This window comes from Qipengyuania xiapuensis (assembly GCF_019711395.1).
Taxonomy (GTDB): Bacteria; Pseudomonadota; Alphaproteobacteria; order Sphingomonadales; family Sphingomonadaceae; genus Qipengyuania; species Qipengyuania xiapuensis.
The window spans coordinates 713,177-734,486 of sequence record NZ_JAIGNL010000001.1 but is presented as its reverse complement, the minus strand read 5'-3'; the positions used below and the strand labels follow the sequence as shown (position 1 = coordinate 734,486).

Sequence of the window (21,310 nt, the reverse complement as noted above, 5' to 3'; positions counted from 1 at the left end):
GTGCAACGCAGCGCTTCCGCAGAAGCGCCGTCACAAGTGCCTGAGAATTTGATGGGATCGACGGCACGGGGCACTTTCGCCCCATGGCAGCGAGGGGAATGACATGGGTCGGCGCCGTCAATCGGTGACTATCAAACATGTGGCAGCCGATGCGGGGGTCTCCCTGCAGACCGTCAGCCGCGTCATCAACAACGAACCCAATGTCCGCCCCGCCATGAAGGAGCGGGTGCAGGCGAGCATCGACAAGCTCGGCTATGTCCCTTCGATCGCGGCGCAGCGCATGAGCGGCTCGCGCTCCTACATCATCCTCGCGCTCAACGACCGTGACCTGACCATCGCTGACTGGAAGGCACGCGAAGGCCGCGACTGGGTCGACCAGATGCTGCTTGGAGGCATGGAGACATGCGCCGCGCACGGCTACCGCATGCTGATCGAGCTCGTCGATACGCATAACGACCATGTCGAGCGGGAACTTGGCGCAGCTATCGCGGCTCTCCAGCCCGACGGCGTGATCCTCACCCCGCCCCACTCGGAAAATTCGCTGATCACGGGCCTGCTCGCCGATCGCGGTATCCCTTTCGCGCGGATCGGCACGACCCAGCCCGGGCCCGGCTTCGCCATCACCATGGGCGATACGCACAATGCGCGCCTTGCGACAGACCACCTGATCGAACTGGGCCACGAACGTATCGGCTTCATCGCCGGACCTGCCGACTTCAGCCTTTCCGACCGTCGCATCAACGGCTGGAAGGCCGGAATGGACGATGCCGAGCTGCCCACCGAGGGCCTGTGCGAGCGGGGCGACTTCGGCTTCGAAAGCGGGACCCATGCGGCGAAGAAGCTGCTCGAATTGGACAACCCGCCCACCGCTATCATCGCCAGCAGCGACCAGATGACCCTTGCCACACTGGAAGTCGCCCGCAAACGCGGACTTGACGTTCCAAAAGATCTCTCGCTGGTCAGCTTCGACAATTCGCCGATCGTGCGTTTCACCCAGCCGCCGCTCACCGCAGTCGACCAGCCGATCGCGGCGACCACATCACGCGCCGTCGAATTGCTGATCGAAGCGCGTCGGAAAGCACCGCCCGAAGGCGTGATCTCGGTTTTCGGGGAGCTCGTCGTTCGCGGCTCGACCGCACGTGCTCCCCGCGCATGACGGCAGCTGAGGGCGGCGCGCCGCAGCGCCAGTCGCTGCGCTTCATGTGGCTCTACGCGCTCGCCGCAGCGGGCGGCGCGGTCAGCTACGTGCCCTTCCTCACCCTGCTTCTGCCGGTTCGTGTCACCGAGCTGGTGGCCGAGGAAAACATCGACCTTCTGGCCTATATCGCCTTTGCAGGGGCGATCACCGCGAGCCTTGCCAATATCGGATTCGGCTGGCTGAGCGACCTGACCGGCTCACGCAAGCCGTGGATTTTCGGCGGGCTGGTGCTTTCCTGCCTGATGCTGGTCACCGTTCGTACCGCGTCCGATCCGCTGGAACTGATCGGCTTGATCGTCATCTGGCAGCTTTCGATCAACATGATGCTGGCCCCGCTCGCCGCATGGGCAGGCGACGTCGTGCCCGATGGGCAGAAGGGCTTCCTGGGCGGCCTGCTGTCCTTCGCACCAGCTTTGGGGGCGGCTTCAGGAGCACTCGTAACCATTCCCGGCCTCGCCGGACCAGACGAGCGTTTGGTCATGGTGGCGGGGCTCGTCGCCGCAATGGTCCTCCCGGTGCTGCTGTTCGGCAAGCCGCAACCGATGCCGCAACTGATGCGAGCTGCAGGTGAACCGGGTGAGACGGTCCGCAAGTTCTCGCGCGGTGCGGTATCGCGCATGTGGCTTGCCCGGCTGCTCGTCCAGATCGCCGAAGCGGCGCTATTCGCATACCTCCTGATCTGGCTGGTCAGCGTGGATCCAGGCTTCAGCGACAACGACACCGCCCGCCTGTTTGCCATCGTCCTTGCCCTGTCCGTACCGCTCGCGCTCGTCGCAGGGCGCTGGTCCGACAGCCGGGATCGCCCGATCCTGCCGCTGGCCCTGGGTGCGGGTGTGGGAGCGATCGGCCTCGTTATCATGGCGCTCGCACAGGACATGGCAGGCGCCATCATCGGCTATGTCGTGTTCGGTCTGTCGACGAGCGTCTTCCTCGCGCTCCATTCGAGCCAGACACTTAGGGTGCTGCCGAAACCCACCACGCGAGGCCGCGACCTCGGCCTTTTCAACCTCACCAACACCGTTCCGAGCCTGATCATGCCATGGCTGACGCTTGCCCTCGTTCCGGTCTTCGGCTTCGGTGGACTTTTCGTCGTGCTAGCTGTTCTTGCATCGCTCGCAACATTGCTGCTGATTACTATGCCGCGCAGCAACTAGCCGCTTGATTTTGCCTTTCCTGCATGGCAATCCTAGCGTTTGATAACGTTCTCATTCGGGAGGGAGCGGAGAGGGATGACCAATATGAAAGCGTTTTGGATGGCAACGGCGGCTGCGGTTGGCCTAGCCGGGTGCAGCACCGTTCCTGCAGAGATCGGAGCACCTGTCGCTTCGGCATCGCAGATGAGCGAGGACGCGCGCGTTGCCGACCTGCTTTCGCGCATGAGCCTCGAGCGCAAGGTCGCCCAGCTCATCCAGCCGCAGATCAACAGCTTCACGCCCGAGGACATGCGCCGCTATCGTTTCGGCAGTTACCTCAACGGCGGCAATGGCGGTCCTTATGGCGACGAGTTCGCTCCTGCGAGCGAGTGGCTTCGCTATGCGGACGAGATGTATCTCGCCTCGATCGCGCCGATGGAAGACGATGAACCGATCATCCCGACGATCTGGGGCACTGACGCCGTGCACGGTCACACCAATGTCGTGCAGGCTACCATCTTCCCGCACAATATCGGTCTCGGTGCAACGCGCGATGCCGACCTGATCCGCCGCATCGGCGAAGTAACCGCCGTCGAAATCGAGGTTACCGGCATCGACTGGAACTTCTCGCCCACCGTGGCCGTTGCGCGCGACGATCGCTGGGGCCGGACCTACGAGAGCTATTCCGAAGACCCTGCCATCGTCGCTCCGCTCGGCGCGGCGCTGGTCGAGGGCCTGCAGGGCCGCAAGGGCGATCCCGAGCGCCTCGGTGCGGGCCACGTGATCGCCACCGCCAAGCACTTCTTCGGCGACGGCGGTACCGAACAGGGTGTCGACCAGGGCGACGTAAACGGCGACATCGAGGCTCTGAAGTCGATCCATGCCAAGCCCTACCCCGCGACCATTGCGGCGGGTGTCGAGACGATCATGGCGAGCTTCAACTCGATCAACGGCCGCAAGATGCACGGCAACGAGGCACTGCTGACCGACGTGCTGCGCGGCGAGCTGGGCTTCGATGGCCTCGTCGTCGGCGACTGGAACGGCCATGGACAGGTTGCCGGCTGCACCAACACCGACTGCCCGCAGTCGCTGCTCGCCGGTCTCGACATCTACATGGTGCCCGACGACTGGAAAGGTCTCCTCGAAACTCTCGTTTCCCAGGTCGAGGACGGCACCATCCCGATGGAGCGGCTCGACGAGGCGGTCGGCCGCGTGCTGCGCATGAAGATGCGCGCAGGCCTGCTCGACGAATTCGTGAAACCTTCCGACCGGCCGAACGCTGGCGATTACAGCCTGATCGGTTCGCCCGACCACCGCGCGATCGCGCGCGAGGCGGTGGCCAAGTCGCAGGTTCTGCTGAAGAACAACGACATCCTGCCCTTGAAGGCGGGTGCCGACGTGCTCGTTGCCGGTTCGGCCGCAGACGATATTGCGCAGGCTGCTGGCGGCTGGACGCTGACCTGGCAGGGCGGCGGCGATCTCACCAATGACAACTTCCCCGGTGCGACCTCGATCTGGTCGGGCATCGAGACGGCAGTAGAAGCAGGCGGCGGCACGGCCACCTTGTCCGAGGACGGCAGCTACACGGCCAAGCCCGATGTTGCGATCGTAGTCTTCGGCGAAGAGCCCTACGCCGAGTTCGCCGGCGACCGTAAGCACCTCGGCTTCACCGATACCGAAGGCCTCGAGCTGCTCCGCAAATTCAAGGCCGAGGGCGTGCCGACCGTCGCCGTCTTCCTGTCGGGCCGCCCCATGTGGATGAACCGCGAGCTCAATGCTGCCGATGCATTTGTCGCATCATGGCTGCCCGGCGGTGAAGGTGCAGGTATCGCCGATGTGCTCACCGGCGCCATGCCGGCGACCGGCAAGCTCGGCTTCAGCTGGCCTGCCGAATGCGATTTCGGTCCGGTCAACGGCGCCGAAGGCGCGCTTTTCCAGGTGGGTTACGGCCTGTCCTTCGGTGAGGGCGGCGTGCTGCCTGCCCTGCACGAAGAATGCGCCCCGCTCACCATGGGTGCTGCGCTCGACTGGTACGTGAACGGCCGCCTTGCAGACGGCGTGCTCGCCAATACGGCGACGGGCAAGCTCGACAATCTTCGCGGCGAGGCAGGCGGGATCACTGCCATCGGCCTTGACCGAAATGCGCAGGAAGATGCGCGCACGGTGACTTTCTCGCCGGGCTCCTCGCTCGAATTCGCGCAGGGCGGCGGCGACAGCGGGCTCGGCTACCGGATCGCCTACCAGGTTCTTGAACGGCCACGCGGGGCGGTAACGCTCAAGGTCGGCTCGGGCGAAGCTCTCGATATCACGCAGGAGCTTTCGGTCGCTGCTGGCAAGGGCTGGCGCGAGATGGTCATCACCGATGCCTGCGTTACCGACCTCGGCCCGTCGCTGGTCTTTGCCTCGGAAGGCGCGTTCGAGATCAATATCGGCACCGTTCTGCGCGAGGAGTTCGCGGAAGGGACCGACTGCTCGTTCTGAGCATGCATTCATATTCGCTTTGTGTGGCGTCGAAACGCTGCCACACAGGCAACAGAAAACTAGCCCGGACAACAAGAGGTCGCACCGGGACTTGGGAGGGACACTGACATGGCAATCGCACCGGACGTCGCGACGAGCACCGATCCGAATCCAATCGAAATCGACGACGATACTCCGCCGGTAGACGCACCGGGCCTGCAGTACTTCGTCTTCGGCCTCTTCTTCATCTTCGGCGGCATCACCTCGCTGAACGACGTGATCATCCCTAAGCTGAAGGAGCTGTTCACACTGAGCTGGACCGAGGCCATGCTGGTCCAGTTCTGCTTCTTCGCCGCTTACCTGATCATAGGGATCCCGGGGGCGAAGCTGGTCAAGAAACTCGGCTACATGCGCGGAGCGGTCGCGGGTCTGTTGACCATGATGCTCGGCTGCCTGCTGTTCATTCCGGCAAGCCAGACGGCCACCTATATCGTCTTCCTCGGCGCACTGTTCGTGCTCGCCAGCGGCGTGGTGATCGTCCAGGTCGTCGCCAACCCGCTCATCTCGCTGCTTGGCCCGCCCAGCACGACGCATAGCCGCCTGACCTTTGCGCAGGCCTTCAACTCGCTCGGCACCACGGTCTTCCCGATCGTCGGCGCGGTGGTGATCCTCGGCAGCCTCGCGACGGTCAGTGCAGACCAGCTCTCGGGCCAGGCCCTGATCGAATACCGCCAGGCCGAAAGCGAGGCGATCTGGCAGGGCTACCTCGGCCTTGCAGCGCTCATCGGTGTCGTCGCCATCGCGGTGTGGATGTTCCGCAACCGCCTGCCGCACGATGCAAAGCTGATGGGCGACACAGAACTTGTCACCTGGGGCCGCTATCTCGTCGGTCTTGCGCTGGTAATCGGTGGTGTCTGGGCCGCCCTCGCCGTTAGCCCATGGCTCGGCGTGGCGCTGATCCTCGCAGCGCCTGCAGTCTGGCTCTACGACAACAGCCTGCTCACCCGCACCCGTTTCAGCTTCGGGGCGCTCTGCATCTTCCTATACGTGGGCGGTGAAGTCGCGATCGGCTCGGTAATCATCAACTACCTTTCCGAAGAGCGCGTGCTCGGCCAGCCCGAGAGCGTGATCGGCTGGATGATCGGCCTATACTGGGGCGGCGCGATGGTGGGCCGTTTCATCGGTTCCTACTTCCTGCGCATCTTCTCGCCCGGCAAGATCCTTGCCTTCAACGCGACCGGCGCGATCCTGCTGATCATCATCTCTACCATGACCAGCGGTCAGGTTGCTGCCTACACGCTGCTGGCGGTCGGCCTGATGAACTCGATCATGTTCCCGACGATCTTCTCGCTTGCTTGCGAAAAACTCGGTCCGCGGGCGGCAGACGGCTCGGGTATCATCAACGTCGCCATCTGCGGCGGCGCGATCGTACCGCTGCTCTACGGCGTGGTGGCAGATGCAACCGGCGGCGACCTGGCGACCGCAATGATTATCCCGATCATCTGCTACGCCGTGATCGCAAGCTTCGGCATCTTCGCAAGGAGGCCTGCCGTCGCCTGATATACGCTTGGATTAACTCCATTCCGGGGGTTCGCAAGGAGGCTCAGGTCTGCCATGCGGCCCCCGAACTTTTTGAAGGACCGACACTCTCAATGACCGATGCCGAACTCGCCGCCCACCTCGCTCAAGTGGCGGGCAAGATCCTGATCGAAGTGCGGACAAGCGGCATGTTCGAGGGAAAGGCGCTCGGCAAGGCGGGTGACGAAACGGCCAACCAGTTCCTCTGCCACGCGATCCGCCAGCAGCGCCCAGACGACGGTCTGCTGTCGGAAGAGGAGAAGGACAATGCGGCCCGCCTCGACAAGGAGCGCGTATGGATCGTCGATCCGGTCGACGGCACGCGCGAATATGGCGAGGCACGCAGCGACTGGGCCGTCCATGTCGCGCTGTGCGTGAACGGCAAGCCGGAAACGGGCGCGGTCGCCCTGCCCGGCCTCGACACGGTCCTGCGCACCGATGCGCCGATCGACGTGCCCGCAGCGGCCGAGCGCCCGCGAATGGTCGTGAGCCGCACTCGTCCGGCCAAGGAAGCGGTCTCCGTTGCCGAGACCATCGGGGCGGAACTGGTTGGTATGGGCTCGGCAGGCGCGAAAGCCATGGCCGTCGTGCGCGGCGAGGCCGAGATCTATCTCCACACCGGCGGGCAATACGAATGGGACAGCGCCGCACCTGCGGCAGTCGCCCTCGCCCACGGCATGCATGCGAGCCGGATCGACGGTAGCCCGCTGACCTACAACCAGGCCGACACCTACATGCCCGACCTGCTCATCTGCCGCCCGGAATGGGCCGAGCGCGTGCTCGCCGAAGTGGCGAAGCTGGGCGCCTAGTCTTCGACCTGCGCCAGCAGCTGCTGCGCGCGGCTGAGGTGCGGCCGGTCGAGCATCTTGCCATTGTGGCCGATGGTCCCCGCACCGGGATTGGCCTCGAACACCGCCACGATCTCCTTCGCTTCGGCGATCTCCTCCTCGCTCGGCGTAAAGGCGGCGTTGATGACCGGCACCTGCGCAGGGTGGATCGCCAGCATCCCGCGATAGCCGTCACGCCGGACCTTCTCCGCGCGCGTCTTGAGGCCTTCTAGATTGCGGAAGTCGCCGTCGATCGTCTCGATCGCGGGCACATTGGCAGCTGCCGCCCCGAGCAGGGTCAGGCTGCGAGCAAGCTCGTAAGTGAAGGTATATTCGCCGTCCTCGCCCCGGTTCGACATGGCCCCGATGGAATCGGCGAGGTCTTCTGCGCCCCAGGTCATCGCCACGAGACGCGGCGCTCCGGCATAATCGCCGGTGGTGAACATTGCCGCTGCGACTTCTGTGACCAGCGCGATGACCGGGGTCGAGCCCGGCTCAATGCCAAGCTCCATCTCGAGCGGGGTGAGCAGGCGATCGAGCTCCTCGACATCGTGGCGTCCGCGCGACTTGGGCAGCATGATCCCGCCCGGCCTTGCGGGCATGATCGCGGCAAGGTCGTCAGCCGTGTGCGGCCCGTCCAGCGGGTTCACACGCACCCACAGCCGGTCATGCTCGCCATTATCGCGGGTCTTGAGGAATGCGCAGATCGCATCGCGCGCAGCGGGCTTTGCGTCTTCCGCCACGGCATCTTCGAGGTCGAAGATCACGATGTCGGCATCGCCCTCGGTCGCCTTGGTCATCTTCTTCTCGCTGTCGCCGGGCGCGAAGAGCCAGGAGCGCGAACGGGCGGGCAGGCGGGCGGAATTGGTCACGCAGGATTGTCCTCTCTCGAATTCGCGCCCCAAAGGGAGGAATTCGCGCCTCCGGTCAAGGGTCGGCCTAGCCTGCGCCCACGCCTTCGAGCCCGGGCACCATGACCGTCCTTGCGCCGCCGAAGTCCTCGCGGACGACGATCAGGCCCTGCTTTTCGAGGTGGTCGAGCAGGCGGCGGATGCGCCCCGGCGAGCTGGTGCCATAAGCGCGGGCCAGTTCGTTCTCGTCGACCTGCGTCTCGCCGGCATGCGCAGCCTTGGCGATGACGAGGAAGGGACCAAGCAGGTCTTCATCGACCATCGATGCCAGCTGCATGATGCGCGCCTGCATGTCATCCTCCAGCGCGTCGAGGCCGGCGGCGGCAATCGCGAACTTGCGCCGGAAGGCATGCATGTCGGGCATGGGACCGATCAAGCGCTCACGGCGGCACCGCGTCAGGAAGGTCTGGTACTGGGCCGAGGCCGACTGGAAGGCGATGCCTTCCTCGGCGGCGAGCTCTGCAATCAGCTCCGCGATCCGGTTTGCGACGCTCGAGGTGTCGACCGGCTCCGCGGGCGCTTCGACTTGCCGTTCCTCGGCATGGGCGATGCTGTCTTCCATCTCGTCCATGCGCGGCGCAGGCGGGGGAGCTGGCGGAGGCGTCGGCGTTGCCACGTCGGCGGCAAGATCGCGCGTCAGCAGGTCGGCCATGTCCTCGGGCGCCGTATCGGGCAGCGCCATCAGCCCTTCGCTGCGCGCCTGGTGGCCGGTCTTCACCGGGCCGATCTTGCAGGCGATTGGCAGGCGCGTGATCGCGGGGCCCAGCGCAAGGAAGTGCCCGCGTTCCAGCTCCCGAATGCGTTCAGCCTGCCGCCGCTCCATGCCGAGCAGGTCGGCAGCGCGTACCATGTCGATGTCGAGGAAGGTGCGGCCCATGAGGAAGTTCGAGGCCTCTGCCGCAACGTTCTTGGCGAGCTTCGCAAGCCGCTGCGTGGCGACGATGCCTGCAAGCCCGCGCTTGCGGCCGCGGCACATGAGGTTGGTCATCGCCGAAAGCGTCATGCGACGCGTGTCCTCGGCCATCTCTCCTGCAGCGGCAGGAGCGAACATCTGCGCCTCGTCGACCACCACCAGCGCGGGATACCAGTGCTCGCGCGGGGCATCGAACAGCGCGGTCAGGAACTGCGCGGCGCAGCGGATCTGCTGCTCGACTTCCAGCCCGTCGAGATCAAGCACGACGCTGGCGCGGTGTTCGCGGATACGGCGGGCTAGCGCCTCGATCTCGCCCGGCGAATAGGCCGAGCCGTCGATCACGACATGACCGAATTCCTCGGCCAGAGAGGGGAAATCGCCTTCGGGGTCGATCACGACCTGCTGGACCATGCCCGCGCTCTCTTCGAGCAGGCGGCGCAGCAGGTGCGACTTACCGCTTCCCGAATTGCCCTGCACGAGCAAGCGGGTGGCGAGGAGTTCCTCGATGTCGAATTCGACCGGCTTTCCGGACGTCTCGTGGCCGATGGTGATCTGCGCTGTCACGCGCATGTGGCTAGCGGGCCGAATCCGGAAGGCGGAAGGGCGCTAACCATCGTTTTGCCCAGTACGATTGCGAGTCCGGCCTTCGCTCGCTAGGCAGGCTCCAAGAGAGGACTGAATTCTATGCGGAAGTGGTTCGGGCGAATCCTGTTCGCCCTGTTCGTGGTCGTGCTGGTCGGTTTCGTCGCATTGGCGAGCTGGGAACCCTTCTGGGCCAAACGTGACCAGGTTGCGCTCACGACAGAAAGTTATTCCGCCGAGATCATCCGCGACGATTACGGCGTGCCGCATATCTACGGGGAGCGCGATCGCGACGTCGCCTACGGTGTCGCCATCGCCCATGCAGAAGACGATTTCGCCACGCTGCAGGACGTACTGGCCATGGCCCGCGGGCGCTACGGCGCGATTGCGGGCGAGGAGGGCGCAGCGATCGACTACGTCTACCACCTGCTCGATGCGCGTGGCACGGCAGAGCGGCACTATCCGCAGCTGCCCGAAGACACCCGCGCGCTGTTCGAAGCCTATGCCACCGGCATGAATGACTATGCACGCCAGAACCCGGAAGAAATAAAGCTGGCCAACCTCTTCCCGATCGACGGCAAGGATGTCGCGGCGGGTTTCGCACTGCGCCAGCCGTTCTTCTTCGGCCTCAACAATGTCATCCAGCCGCTCGTGCAGGGTGAAGATCTGCGGCGTGAGTTCGGCCCCGACATTCCCGGCTTCCCGCGCGAAGGTTCGCGCCCGCTGCGCGCTGGCGACCAGCAGGAGGGCGAAGACGTCGCCTATTCGCCGTTCGGACCCGACGGCGCGCACAACGGATCGAATGCCTTTGCCGTCGCACCCGAGAAGTCGGGCGGCCCGACCACGCTCATCTCGAACAGCCACCAGCCGCTGCGCGGCGGTGTCGCCTGGTACGAGTTGGTCGTCGAAAGCGAGGAAGGCTGGCACTATGCCGGAGCGAACTTCCCCGGCTCGCCCTTCCCCTTCCTCGGCCACAACCGCGACCTCGGCTGGACCAACACGGTCAACACCCCCGACATGGTCGATGTGTACCAGCTCGAGATGGACGAGACCGGCACGCGCTACCGCTTCGGCGGCGAGTGGCGCGACCTCGAAATTCGCACGGTCACGCTGCCGGTTCGCATCGGACCGGTCGTCCTGCCGATCCGCCGCGACATTCATCGCAGCGTCCACGGCCCGGTGATCGCCAACGAGAACGGCCATTTCGCCTTCCGCTATGGCGGTATCGACAATATCGGCCAGCTCGACGCCTATTACCGGCTCAACAAGGCGCAGAGTCTCGAGGAATGGGAAAGCATCCTTGCCCGGATGGACATACCCTCCACCAATTTCATCTATGCCGACAAGGCGGGCAACATTGCCTATGTCTACAACGCTGCCATTCCCGACCGGCCGGAAGGGCCGAACTGGCGCAGCGTACTCGATGGAAGCGACCCGGACCTGCTCTGGAACGGCCCGGTCGATTACGAGGAATTGCCGCGTTACGTGAACCCGCCCTCGGGCTGGCTCTATAATGCGAACAATGCGCCCTATACCGCCGCTGGGCCCGGCAGCGACCTGTCGCCCGAAGAATTCGCACCCGAACTCGGCGTGGAACTCAAGCAGACCAATCGATCGCGCCGCGCATGGAAGCTCCTGAGCGACGCGCAGCTGCTCGACCGCGAGAACCTGAAGCGCATCAAGTATGATACCGGCTATGAGCGTGACGGCTACGTCGCGCAGCTCTGGAGCGATCTCGAGGCACTCGACCTGTCGGACGAGGCGCGCCTTGCAGAAGCGCGCGACATGCTGATGGAATGGGATTTCACCGCCGACAGCGAAGGCCGGGCCGATGCGCTCGCGCTCCTGATGATCCGCGAGTACATGTCCTGCTCCTATCAGAACAAGCCGTGCCCCGACGTCCGCGAGGAGCTGGCGAAACACACCGCGCATCTCGAAACCCACTTCGGCCGGATCGACCCGCCGATGAGCGAGCTGCTGCGCCTGAGGCAGGGCGAGGTCGATCTCCCGCTCGATGGCGGGTCCGACACGCTGCGCGCCTCGACCCTGTGGGACGTGAACGAGGACGGGCGGCTCGCGCTTCGCCATGGCGACAGCTTCATCCAGTGGGTGGAGTGGGACCCCGGAGAACGCGTCACCTCGCAGTCGATCCAACCGTTCGGAGCGGCGACCACGCGGCCTGATTCCCCGCATTACGACGACCAGATGCAGCTGTTCGTCCAGCACCGATTGAAGCCGGTGCATTTCTGGCGCGAGGATGTCCTCGCCCATGCCGTCAGCCGGAAGAGGGTGACGCACACGCCGTAACCGCCTAGACCCCGCACAGATTTGTCTTGGAGAAAAGCAAAATGAAGCGTCTGATTTCGACCAGTATCATCGCCCTCGCCGTATCGGCGTGCTCGTCTTATTCCGACGCACCGGTCGCCAGCGCAGATGCTGCCATCGAGGCACCGGCCGCTGCCGAAGTCGCCAGCCTGACCGAGCTGGTCGATGAAGTCGCGATCCCTTATGAGAAGTTCACTCTCGCCAACGGGCTCGACGTGATCGTCCACGAAGACCGCAAGGCCCCGATCGTCGGCGTCGCCGTGTGGTACAATGTCGGCTCCAAGGACGAACCCGAAGGCAAGACCGGCTTTGCCCACCTGTTCGAACACCTCATGTTCAACGGATCGGAAAATGCCCCGAACGACTACTTCCAGTACCTGCAGGAAATGGGCGCGACCGATTACAACGGCACGACCAACTTCGACCGTACCAACTACTTCCAGACCGTTCCGCGCCCCGCGCTCGAACGCGCGCTGTGGCTGGAAAGCGACCGCATGGGATACCTTCTCGGCGCAGTGACGCAGGAGAAGCTCGATAACCAGCGCGGCGTCGTGCAGAACGAAAAGCGCCAGGGCGACAACCAGCCGGGCGGCCTCGTCTTCTATGAGATCCTCGAGAACATGTTCCCCGAAGGCCACCCCTATGGCCACTCGGTGATCGGCTCGATGGCCGACCTCGACAGCGCCTCGATGGACGATGTGCGCAGCTGGTTCCGCGACAAGTATGGCCCGAACAACGCCACTGTCGTGCTCGCGGGCGACATCTCGGCCGCCGAAGCGCGCCCGCTGATGGAAAAATGGTTCGGCCCGATCAACCGCGGCCCGGTCAATAATCCGGCTGAGGCGGCGATCCCCGTCCTCACCGAAGACAAGCGCAGCGTGATGCGCGACAATGTCGCCGCGACGACGATCACAAAGTACTGGGCAGTCCCTGGCATCACCAGCGAGGAACTGACCGCACTCAACGTGGGCGCAAGCGTCTTCGGCGGCCTCGCCTCGAGCCGCCTCGACGAAATCCTCGTGCGCGACGAGCAGCTCGCCGTGAGCGTCGGCGCAGGCAACTTCGACTTCCAGCGCGTCGGCATCCTGCTGGTCAACGCCACGCTCAAGCCGGGCGTGGAGCTTGAAGTGCTCGAAAGCCGCCTCGACGAGTTGATCGCCGAATACATTGCCGAAGGTCCGACCGAGGACGAAGTTCGCCGCGCAGCGACCAACGACCTCGCCGGAACGATCCGCGGCCTCGAACAGGTCGGCGGCTTTGGCGGCAAGGCCGTGACGCTGGCCCGCGGCGAAGTGCTCGCCGACGATCCGGGCTTCTACAAGAAGCAGTTTGACACGCTGGCCACGCTCACTGCGGCAGACGTGAAGTCGGCTATGGAGCGCTGGATGACGCGCCCCGCCTTCACCCTTGTCCTCGAACCGGGCGAGCGCGACAGCGACTACGAGGAGGCCGCATCCGTCGGCGGCGCGGACAACGCCTCGGAGCGTGATCGCGAAGCCGAAGAAATCACCGTCACCGAGGTGCGTCCGGCCCCGCCGATCGACACCATCGCGACGCTCGACTTCCCTGACATCCAGCGCGCCACGCTCGCCAACGGCATGGCCGTGACCTACGCCCAGCGCGATGCGGTCCCGGCGACTTATGTCACCATGTCGTTCAACGCCGGTAGTGCCGCAGACCCTGCAGGCATGCGCGGTCTGGAAGACCTGACCCTCAACCTCTTCGACGAAGGCACGGCGGGCATGACCAGCCAGCAGATCGCCGAAGAGCGCGAGAAGCTGGGCCTGACGATCTCGACCGGCGGTGGATCCGACCGTTCGACCTTCACCCTGTCGGCGCTGTCGGCGAACCTCACGCCCTCGCTCGAACTGCTGAGCGACATCATCCGCAACCCGGCCTTCAACGAAGCCGATCTGGAACGTGTGCGCACGCAGACGATCACCGGCATCCGCCAGCAGATGAAGTCGCCCAACGGCATCGCTTTCCGCGCCATGCCAGCCGAGATCTTCGGCGAGTCCAGCCCCTATGGCGGTACGAGCACGGTGGAGAGCGTCCAGTCGATCACCCGCGCCGACCTCTACGCCTTCAAGGATCGCTGGATCCGGCCCGACAATGGCGAAGTCTTCGTCGTTTCCGACCAGCCGCTTGCCGATGTGGTCGATTCGCTGAACGCCGTGTTCGGTGACTGGAGTGCGCCGGAAGCAGCCAAGGGTACGAAGACATTCGCGTCTGCCGCGCAGGCGACCGAAGGCAATCGCATCATCCTCTACAACCGCCCGAATTCACCGCAGAGCTACATCGTCGGGGCGCAGCTGACGCCGCTCGATGCGCGTGACGCGGATTACATCGACTTCACCAACGCGAACAACTCGCTGGGCGGCAACTTCCTCGCACGTCTCAACATGAACCTGCGCGAGACCAAGGGCTGGAGCTACGGCTACCGCGGCGGTGCGCAGACCTTCGAGAACGCGGTGGTCTACTTCACCGCGGGCGGCGTGCAGGCCGACCGGACCGGGGACTCGCTCGCCGAAGTTCGCCGCGAGATTTCCGAGTTCCTCTCGACCCGCGGCGTGACGTCGGAAGAGCTCGCGCGCAATGTCGCCTCGGAAATCGGCGAACTGCCGGGCCGCTTCGAAACCTCGGGCGCGGTCCTCAGCGCGCTGCAGAGCAATGCGCTCTACGGCCGCAGTGACGACTATTACGAGACGCTGGTCGAGAAGTACCAGGCCCAGACGACCGACAGCCTCGATGCCGCTGCACGCGCGGCACTTAACGAGGACGACTTCATCTGGCTGGTGGTCGGCGATGCAGAGCAGGTGATGAGCCAGCTCGAACCGCTCGGCCTGCCGATCGAAGTCCGCGAACTGCCGAGCGACGAATAAGTCCGAGGCTACCGATCAGAAAGAGGGCGGCAGGCGCGCCGCCGTCCTCTTTCGCTCCGCCTGCCAGTTGTGGTTGAACCTAACTGACACACGTGTAAACAAGCGCGCAGAGCCATAGCGGTCCGCTCCCCCAGAGACCGCCGCAATTTAGGAGAATACGCATGTCCGTAGCCGGTACTTATGACACCGTCGTCAAGAGCCCGATGGGCGACCAGAAGGGCACCTTCACTGTCGTTCCGGGTGACGATGGCCACACCTTCACCGGTTCGATGGCCGGCGGCATGGGTTCGATGGACGTCAAGGACGGCAAGATCAACGGCGACGAGCTGACCTGGGCGATGGACATGACCGTGCCGATGCCGATGACGCTCAACTGCAAGGCTACCGTCAATGGCGACCAGCTGACCGGCACCGTCAACGCCGGCGCATTCGGCGACATGGCACTGACCGGCGAACGCCAGGGCTGATCGTCCAGACCTGAAACGAAAGGGGCCGCCGGAGCGATCCGGCGGCCCTTTTTCGTGCCCGCAAGGCGCGCCCGGTTAGGGCGTGTCGTAAGGCCAGACTAGGTTGATGAGGAACATCGCCACGAAGACCGCGAAGAAAATCCGCCAGTTCATCTCGATTTCCCGGCACCAGCCTCCCCCTTGTCCCGCAACAGGAAGACGAGGATGCCGATAACAACTGCGCTGACGGCGGCATGAGCCAAATCGAAATGCATGGATAACCCTCCAGACTGACTAGCTGAATTAAATATCGGAAATCTCGGGAAGTTCAGCCGGGACCCCAATGCCATAATCTCGCCATTTTCGGTGATACCTTGGCCGAAAATACAAAACGTTCGGGTCGATTCGAAATTCACGCAGAGCGCCTTCATTCCGGAGGTGAGAAGGAGGACTTGAATGACCGTCGGACTGAAACATCTTGTCGCCGGAACCGCACTCGCCGCCATGGCTGCCGTTCCGGTTCTGGCCGAAAAGGCCAGCGAACTCACCTACATCAACGGCTCCTATGGGCGTGACGCGGAAAGCCAGCTGCGCGAGCGCGGCTTCGCCCATGTCTCGACCCACAAGAACGATAGTGGCTACGTCTACAGCTACTGGTGGGACGAAGGCGACGACGATTGCGTCAATGTCGAGGTCTATGACGGACGCGTCATGACGATCAACGATGCCAGCGATCAGGATTGCGGCCATCACAAGGGCAATGCCGGAGCAGCGGTTGCCGCAGTTGCCGGTGCAGCAATCCTGGGCGCACTGCTGAGTCACAAGTCTCACCACCATGACGACAACAGGCATCACGACAACCGCAACGACGAGGCGCATTACGAACGCGGCTATCAGGACGGCCTGCACAATGCCGCCTATCACAACTACGATCGCTCCGATGCCTATTCGAACGGCTACAGCGCGGGCGTGAACGAGCGGAATGCGAACCTGCGGCACCATCATGGTCATGGCGGCTATCGCCAGGTCGCGCAGTTCAAGGACTTGCAGGGTGCACGCGCGGCAGGCGGCATGAGCCAGCTCGAACGTCGCGGTTTCCGCCAGGTCGACAATTTCACCAGCGGCAACACGCGCTACTCGATTCAATGGCGGCGCGAGTCCCGCCAGTGTGTGCAGGTGACGATCGCCGACGGTCGCTTCTACGATATCCGCGATATCGGCCAGCATCCCAACTGCCGCTGATAGAGGAGAACACGGATGCGATTTCAGGCAATCATGGCGGGCGCTTCGGCGCTCGCCCTCGCCGCTTGTGGCGGCTCTCCGGCAGAAGATGATGCTGCAGGGGAGGATGCATCGGCAGAAACTCTGGTTTCCATTCCCGAGAGCCTCGCGCCCTTCGGTGAGGGCTATCCCAATGCAGGCGATCCCTGCCGGAACCTCGGCGAGAGCGCTGCAACCTCCAACTATCTCGACGACAGCGCTGTACTCGTCGGTTGTCCCAGCGAAGCTTCGGCCGAGGCACTGAACGGAAACATCGTTGGCAATGTCGAGGGTGTGCGCCTTGTCAGCGTGCCGATGGGCGATGCCAATGTCGGCATGGGAGAGAACGGCCCGGTCGCAAGTCCGGTGCAGGCGGAGGCTCCGCGAGAGATCCCCATTCGCGGCGCTAACAGCCTCGAGACGCGCTGTGCGGACAAGGTCGCAAGCACGACCGGGGCGCGCGTGATCGGCACCAACCGGATCGAGGAAAGCGAAGCCGCGATCGCGATCTTCGTCAATGTCGATGGAGCCGAAGCTCCATGGCGCTGCCTTGCCTATCGCGACGGAACGGTCGGCGAAGTCATGTACACCGGCAGCGAAGGCGCGCTTTGATACGACTGGGAGGAATTACCACCATGAGGATTGTACTTGTCACCTCCGCCCTGTCGCTGACCCTTGCCGCATGCGGCGATGGCGCCGCGACTTCCGAAGCCGATGCGACGGACGAAACTGCCGCAAGCGCTGAAGTGGCGGACACGGCAGAAGAACCCGCCGATGAGCAACCGGCCTATGGCGAAGGCGATGCGACCGTCGCCGGTACGGACTACAATGCCACCACCATCATGCCCTGCGGGTTCGACAACGCTCCGCCCGAACAGAGCTGCAACGCCGGCGTCAAACGCAACTGGGGCGAAGACGGCACACATCTGGTCGAAGTGACCAAGCCCGACGGGCGCAAGCGCGCGATCTTCTTCAACGGCACCACCCCCTATGGCGCGGATAGCGCACAGGCGGACGGATCGGCCGGATGGGAATTCAAGACCACGCGCGACGGTGACCAGGTCACGATCTCATACGGACCTGAAACATATGTCGTCGTCGATGCCCTGATCACCGGGGGGTAAACCGACAAACGAGGGAGGCCAGCATGGCCAGACGCAGGTTGAACACAGTCCTCATGCTGGGAGCAGCTGCGCTCTTGCTGCCAGCCTGCGAGGGAATTCCAGGCTTGGGCGAGGAAACGGTTCTCGACGACACGAGCTGGTCGCTTTTCGCGATCAGGGAAAACGGTGTTTCGACCCGTCTCGACCCCGATCTGCGCGAGCGCCACGGGATCACGTTCGAAAGCGACGGTGCCCTCTACGCCCAGTTGGACTGCAACCGCGGACAAGGGCGCTGGAGCGCGCGCGAGACGGGTCCGGATAGCGGGACTATCGTCATTAGCGGAATGACCTCGACGCGCGCATTCTGCCCGCGCCCGAGTTTCGGGGAGCAGATGGCCGCCGAACTGCCATCGGCCACCGACTTCGAAATCGCGCCGCGAACGGGTCGGTTGCGCGTGATCACGCGTGACGCGACCTACATCTTCGAACGGTCCTATGATCGCTGAGACAACTGCCCGCCTGATCCTCGTCGCGGGACTGTCCGTGCTCGGTTCCGCGACAGCACTCCATGCACAAGGCAGCGCCCAAGAAGGCCCGTGGGATTTCGTCGAGTTCGAGGTGAAGAGCTGGGGCGCACCGATGTCGTCCTGGCGTATCCTGCCTAATGGCGGTGGAAGCTGGACCGAAGCGGTTCGCGAGGATGGCCAGCTGCCCAATGTGCCTGCGGCGCAGGCCTGGCACGAGATCGAGCCCGAGGTTTCGAATTACACCGAACTGGAAACGATCCTCGAAAGGCTGCCCGATCCTGCCCCGGATTCGCAGGACTGCGAGAATTTCATGACCGACGCGGCCTACGGGACGCTGCGCATGACGCGCGGCGCCACGACAACGGAAATCGCCTGGAATTCGGGCTGCCTCGATGAAGACTACGTAGCTTTCATGGGCATACTGAAGGAAGCGGACGAGCACATGCAGGAGCTGGGAAAGGCTGCCCCGGTCAGCCGGGTCGAGCCTGCCGCCAGTCGCTGAACTCGCTCAGCGCTTCCAGAGCCAGTAGAGGGTCGCCGCATTGATGGCCGGCGAAAGGATCGCGAGCAGTGGTCCGCCCAGCCCCAGCCTGTCGCCCAGGATGTTCCAAGGTAGGCCGAGCGGCATCAGGAAGACGCCCGAAAGCGGATCCTGCTCCTGCCCGAACCAGCCGAATGTGCCCACTGCCAGCAGGAAAAGCGCCAGTGCGTAGAGCACCACGAAGACGATGAAGAGCCATTTCATGTCGGCAAGGCTATCCCGTTTCGCCTGAAACACAAAGGGCCGCCGATTTTCACCGGCGGCCCTTCATGTTTGCAGGAGGCCGTGGCTTAGTCGACCACGTCCAATTCTTCGATCAGCCCCTGCGCGCCGTCGACCTTGTCCATCACCCACAGCATGTAGCGGGTGTCGACATGGATCGTGCGCGTGGTGCGCGGATCGAAGTCCCAGTCCGAATTGACGCTTTCGAACGTACCGTCGAACAGCAGGCCGACCAGTTCGGCGCGCGCGTTGAGCGTCGCCGAGCCGCTATTGCCGCCGGTGCTGTCGAGGTCCGAAAGGAAGTTCACCGGCACCGAGCCGACCTCGGCCGAGTAATACTTGCCGTAGTCCTTCTCGCGGATTTCCTGAAGCTGGCGTTCGGGTGCGTTGAAAGGATCCTCGCCCATGTCCTTCTCGAGAATGCCCTCGAGCGTGGTGAACGGAAGGTAGGCCATGCCATCCTTGGGCGAACCGCCGAGCACGGTGCCGTAGGTCACGCGAAGCGTCGAGTTCGCATCGGGATAGGTCAGCAGGCCCTGGCTGCGCTGCCACTGGGTGATCGCTTCCATATAGGCCGGACGAAGCGCCTGTGCGCGGCCGGCGCGTTCCTCGCCTTCGGCTTCGAGGCCGCGCTCGTATTCGTAGAGCGCAACGGCAAGCTGCATGAACGGATCGTCGAGCGCTTCGAGCTCGGCCGGGGTCGCCTCCATCAGCGCGAGGCGCGTGTCGACATCGCCCAGCGTTGTACCGGCATAGTAAGCGTCGAGCTTGGCCGACAGCGCGGCTTCGTCGAGATCGGCATTGAGGCCGAGCGCCTCGTCGAACACGGCGACGCGGTTGCCCGCTGGCTCGTCCATGTAGGTATCGAGGAACAGCAGCCACTGCGCCTTGTCGACCGAGGCATCGTAGCGACGGTCGATCGCCTGCATGCCTTGGCGGAAGAAGGTCATGTCGCGGTCCTGGAAGCCGGGATCGCGAAGCGCGTCTTCCTTCTGGCGCTCATGCGCGAGGCGGTAGAGGCGCTGAGCGGTCGAGAGCAGCGTCGGGCGCGTCGCGAAATTGTACCAGAAGGCCTGGCGGGCCTTGGTCGCACTTTCTTCCGAGAGCGCCTGCAGGCCGGCAATCGCCTCGCCATAGGCGGCGCGGCTGTCGTCGGCAGCGATCCATGCGGCAAGCGCTTCTTCACGCTCCGCACGGCGCTCGACGAGGCCGACGCGGCGTGCGCCTTCGAGCTGGCCGCGGGTGTTCTTCTCGAAGTTGTTGAGGCCGGCGAGAAGCGATTCGTACTTCACGCGCGCGTCCGAACCTTCGGGTGCGGCTTCCTCGATCGTGTCGATCCAGTCGTTCACCAGCGTGACGTAGGTCGGGTAGGACCAGCTGAAAGTGTTTTCCACCTCGGCCAGCGTCGCATAGCGCGAGGTCGAACCCGGATAGCCGGCAGCCATCACGAAATCGCCTTCCTTCAGGCCCGATGCGCTCACCTTGAGGTGATGCTCGGGCTCGTAGGGGACGTTGTCTTCCGAATAGTCGGCAGCCGAACCGTCGGGCGCGACATAGGCGCGGTAGAAGGCGAAGTCGCCGGTGTGGCGCGGCCACATCCAGTTGTCGATGTCGCCGCCGTATTTGCCGATGCTGTCGGCCGGAGCATAGACGATGCGCACGTCGCGGATTTCGAGGCGTTCGATCAGCTTGTACTGCGCGCCGCCGTAGAAGCTGGCGACCTGGCAGCGGTAGCCGGCCTTCTCTTCGCACTCGGCGGTGATGTCCTTGCGGCGCTGTTCGATTGCGTCGTAGCGCTCGGTCGGTGTCATAGCGTCGATGCCGTCACGCACGCGGTCGGTCACGTCCGACAGGGCGGTGGTGACGTAAATGCGCGAGCCGGGAGCTGCGGGCAGTTCCTCTTCGAAAGCCTTCGCGAGGAAGCCGTTCTCGAGATAGTTGTTCTCGGCGGTCGAGTTGTACTGCACCGAACCGCGTGCACAGTGGTGGTTGGTGACCACAAGACCGATTTCCGACACGAAGCTTGCCGAGCATCCGCCCAGCGAAACGACTGCGCCCATCGGGAAGCCGGTAAGGTCGGACAGCGCGTCGGCGTCGATCTCGAGGCCGGTTTCACGCAGGTCCTCGGCGATTTCGGGCAGCTGATCGGGCGTGAACATGCCTTCCTTGGCGGCAAGCGGCGCAGAAGCGGCGCACGCCAGCAGGGCGGCGACAGTGGCGGATTTACGCATTTTTGAAAAAGTCCCTCAGATTACGCGCGACCCCTCGCGCGGGCTGGCCCGACGCTAGGGCTATCGGCGTCCCGTCGCAAGCCGCGAACCTTGTCGTTCGTCGAAGAGCCGACGGGGCACGGCCAGCGTCTCGCATGCAATGAAAAGGGCACCGCGAGCGCTGTGCCCGCG

At 64.1% G+C, this 21,310-nt stretch carries 18 protein-coding genes; 13 read left to right on the top strand and 5 right to left on the bottom strand.

Annotated features, from left to right (window positions below):
* The first annotated feature begins 103 nt into the window (after positions 1-103).
* From K3163_RS03655 to K3163_RS03635, 5 genes are all read left to right on the top strand, one after another.
* Positions 104-1,156, top strand: coding sequence for a LacI family DNA-binding transcriptional regulator (locus tag K3163_RS03655; protein WP_221552415.1), 1,053 nt, complete (start codon positions 104-106; stop codon positions 1,154-1,156).
* A complete protein-coding gene (locus tag K3163_RS03650; RefSeq protein ID WP_221552413.1) occupies positions 1,153-2,352 on the top strand; it encodes an MFS transporter in 1,200 nt (399 codons plus the stop codon). Before K3163_RS03655 ends, K3163_RS03650 begins: the two co-directional genes overlap by 4 nt.
* A gap of 75 nt (positions 2,353-2,427) precedes the next feature.
* Positions 2,428-4,812, top strand: coding sequence for a glycoside hydrolase family 3 protein (locus K3163_RS03645; RefSeq protein WP_247712449.1), 2,385 nt, complete (start codon positions 2,428-2,430; stop codon positions 4,810-4,812).
* A gap of 108 nt (positions 4,813-4,920) precedes the next feature.
* A complete protein-coding gene (locus K3163_RS03640) occupies positions 4,921-6,351 on the top strand; it encodes a sugar MFS transporter (RefSeq protein ID WP_221429163.1) in 1,431 nt (476 codons plus the stop codon).
* A 92-nt stretch (positions 6,352-6,443) separates the two neighbouring features.
* Entirely contained in the window at positions 6,444-7,178 is a 735-nt protein-coding gene (locus K3163_RS03635; RefSeq protein ID WP_221552411.1) for a 3'(2'),5'-bisphosphate nucleotidase CysQ, read from the top strand.
* Here the strand turns inward: K3163_RS03635 and K3163_RS03630 are convergent.
* Together K3163_RS03630 and K3163_RS03625 are read right to left on the bottom strand one after the other, a co-directional pair.
* Positions 7,175-8,068 carry an HpcH/HpaI aldolase/citrate lyase family protein gene (locus K3163_RS03630; RefSeq protein ID WP_345719695.1) on the bottom strand — a complete coding sequence of 298 codons (894 nt, stop codon included), beginning with the start codon at positions 8,066-8,068 and terminating at the stop codon, positions 7,175-7,177. The genes K3163_RS03635 and K3163_RS03630 overlap by 4 nt on opposite strands.
* Positions 8,069-8,135: 67 nt before the next feature.
* Positions 8,136-9,584, bottom strand: a complete 1,449-nt coding sequence (locus tag K3163_RS03625; RefSeq protein WP_221552409.1) for an ATP-binding protein — start codon at positions 9,582-9,584, stop codon at positions 8,136-8,138.
* 120 nt (positions 9,585-9,704) lie between these two features.
* Between K3163_RS03625 and K3163_RS03620 the strand changes: the two genes are divergently transcribed.
* From K3163_RS03620 to K3163_RS03610, 3 genes are all read left to right on the top strand, one after another.
* Positions 9,705-11,909 carry an acylase gene (locus K3163_RS03620; RefSeq protein WP_221552407.1) on the top strand — a complete coding sequence of 735 codons (2,205 nt, stop codon included), beginning with the start codon at positions 9,705-9,707 and terminating at the stop codon, positions 11,907-11,909.
* 41 nt (positions 11,910-11,950) lie between these two features.
* A complete protein-coding gene (locus K3163_RS03615; RefSeq protein ID WP_221552404.1) occupies positions 11,951-14,809 on the top strand; it encodes a M16 family metallopeptidase in 2,859 nt (952 codons plus the stop codon).
* A gap of 161 nt (positions 14,810-14,970) precedes the next feature.
* Positions 14,971-15,276, top strand: coding sequence for a hypothetical protein (locus K3163_RS03610; protein ID WP_221552395.1), 306 nt, complete (start codon positions 14,971-14,973; stop codon positions 15,274-15,276).
* Positions 15,277-15,425: 149 nt separating this feature from the next.
* Here K3163_RS03610 and K3163_RS03605 read toward each other — a convergent pair whose 3' ends face one another.
* A complete protein-coding gene (locus K3163_RS03605) occupies positions 15,426-15,671 on the bottom strand; it encodes a hypothetical protein (RefSeq protein WP_221552394.1) in 246 nt (81 codons plus the stop codon).
* A gap of 40 nt (positions 15,672-15,711) precedes the next feature.
* Between K3163_RS03605 and K3163_RS03600 the strand changes: the two genes are divergently transcribed.
* The 5 genes from K3163_RS03600 to K3163_RS03580 are packed head-to-tail and all read left to right on the top strand — an operon-like array spanning position 15,712 to position 18,647.
* Positions 15,712-16,497 carry a hypothetical protein gene (locus tag K3163_RS03600; protein WP_221429170.1) on the top strand — a complete coding sequence of 262 codons (786 nt, stop codon included), beginning with the start codon at positions 15,712-15,714 and terminating at the stop codon, positions 16,495-16,497.
* A 15-nt stretch (positions 16,498-16,512) separates the two neighbouring features.
* Complete coding sequence (locus K3163_RS13550; RefSeq protein ID WP_247712447.1) at positions 16,513-17,127, top strand: hypothetical protein; 615 nt, start codon at positions 16,513-16,515, stop codon at positions 17,125-17,127.
* 23 nt (positions 17,128-17,150) lie between these two features.
* Positions 17,151-17,639 carry a hypothetical protein gene (locus K3163_RS03590; RefSeq protein ID WP_247710165.1) on the top strand — a complete coding sequence of 163 codons (489 nt, stop codon included), beginning with the start codon at positions 17,151-17,153 and terminating at the stop codon, positions 17,637-17,639.
* A 23-nt stretch (positions 17,640-17,662) separates the two neighbouring features.
* Positions 17,663-18,124, top strand: a complete 462-nt coding sequence (locus K3163_RS03585) for an META domain-containing protein (RefSeq protein ID WP_221552393.1) — start codon at positions 17,663-17,665, stop codon at positions 18,122-18,124.
* Entirely contained in the window at positions 18,114-18,647 is a 534-nt protein-coding gene (locus K3163_RS03580; protein WP_221552391.1) for a hypothetical protein, read from the top strand. The genes K3163_RS03585 and K3163_RS03580 overlap by 11 nt, the downstream gene beginning before the upstream one ends.
* A 6-nt stretch (positions 18,648-18,653) precedes the next feature.
* Here the strand turns inward: K3163_RS03580 and K3163_RS03575 are convergent, their stop codons facing one another.
* Positions 18,654-18,890, bottom strand: coding sequence for a hypothetical protein (locus K3163_RS03575; RefSeq protein ID WP_221552389.1), 237 nt, complete (start codon positions 18,888-18,890; stop codon positions 18,654-18,656).
* 86 nt (positions 18,891-18,976) lie between these two features.
* Positions 18,977-21,139, bottom strand: coding sequence for a S46 family peptidase (locus K3163_RS03570; RefSeq protein WP_221552386.1), 2,163 nt, complete (start codon positions 21,137-21,139; stop codon positions 18,977-18,979).
* Positions 21,140-21,310: the final 171 nt, after the last annotated feature.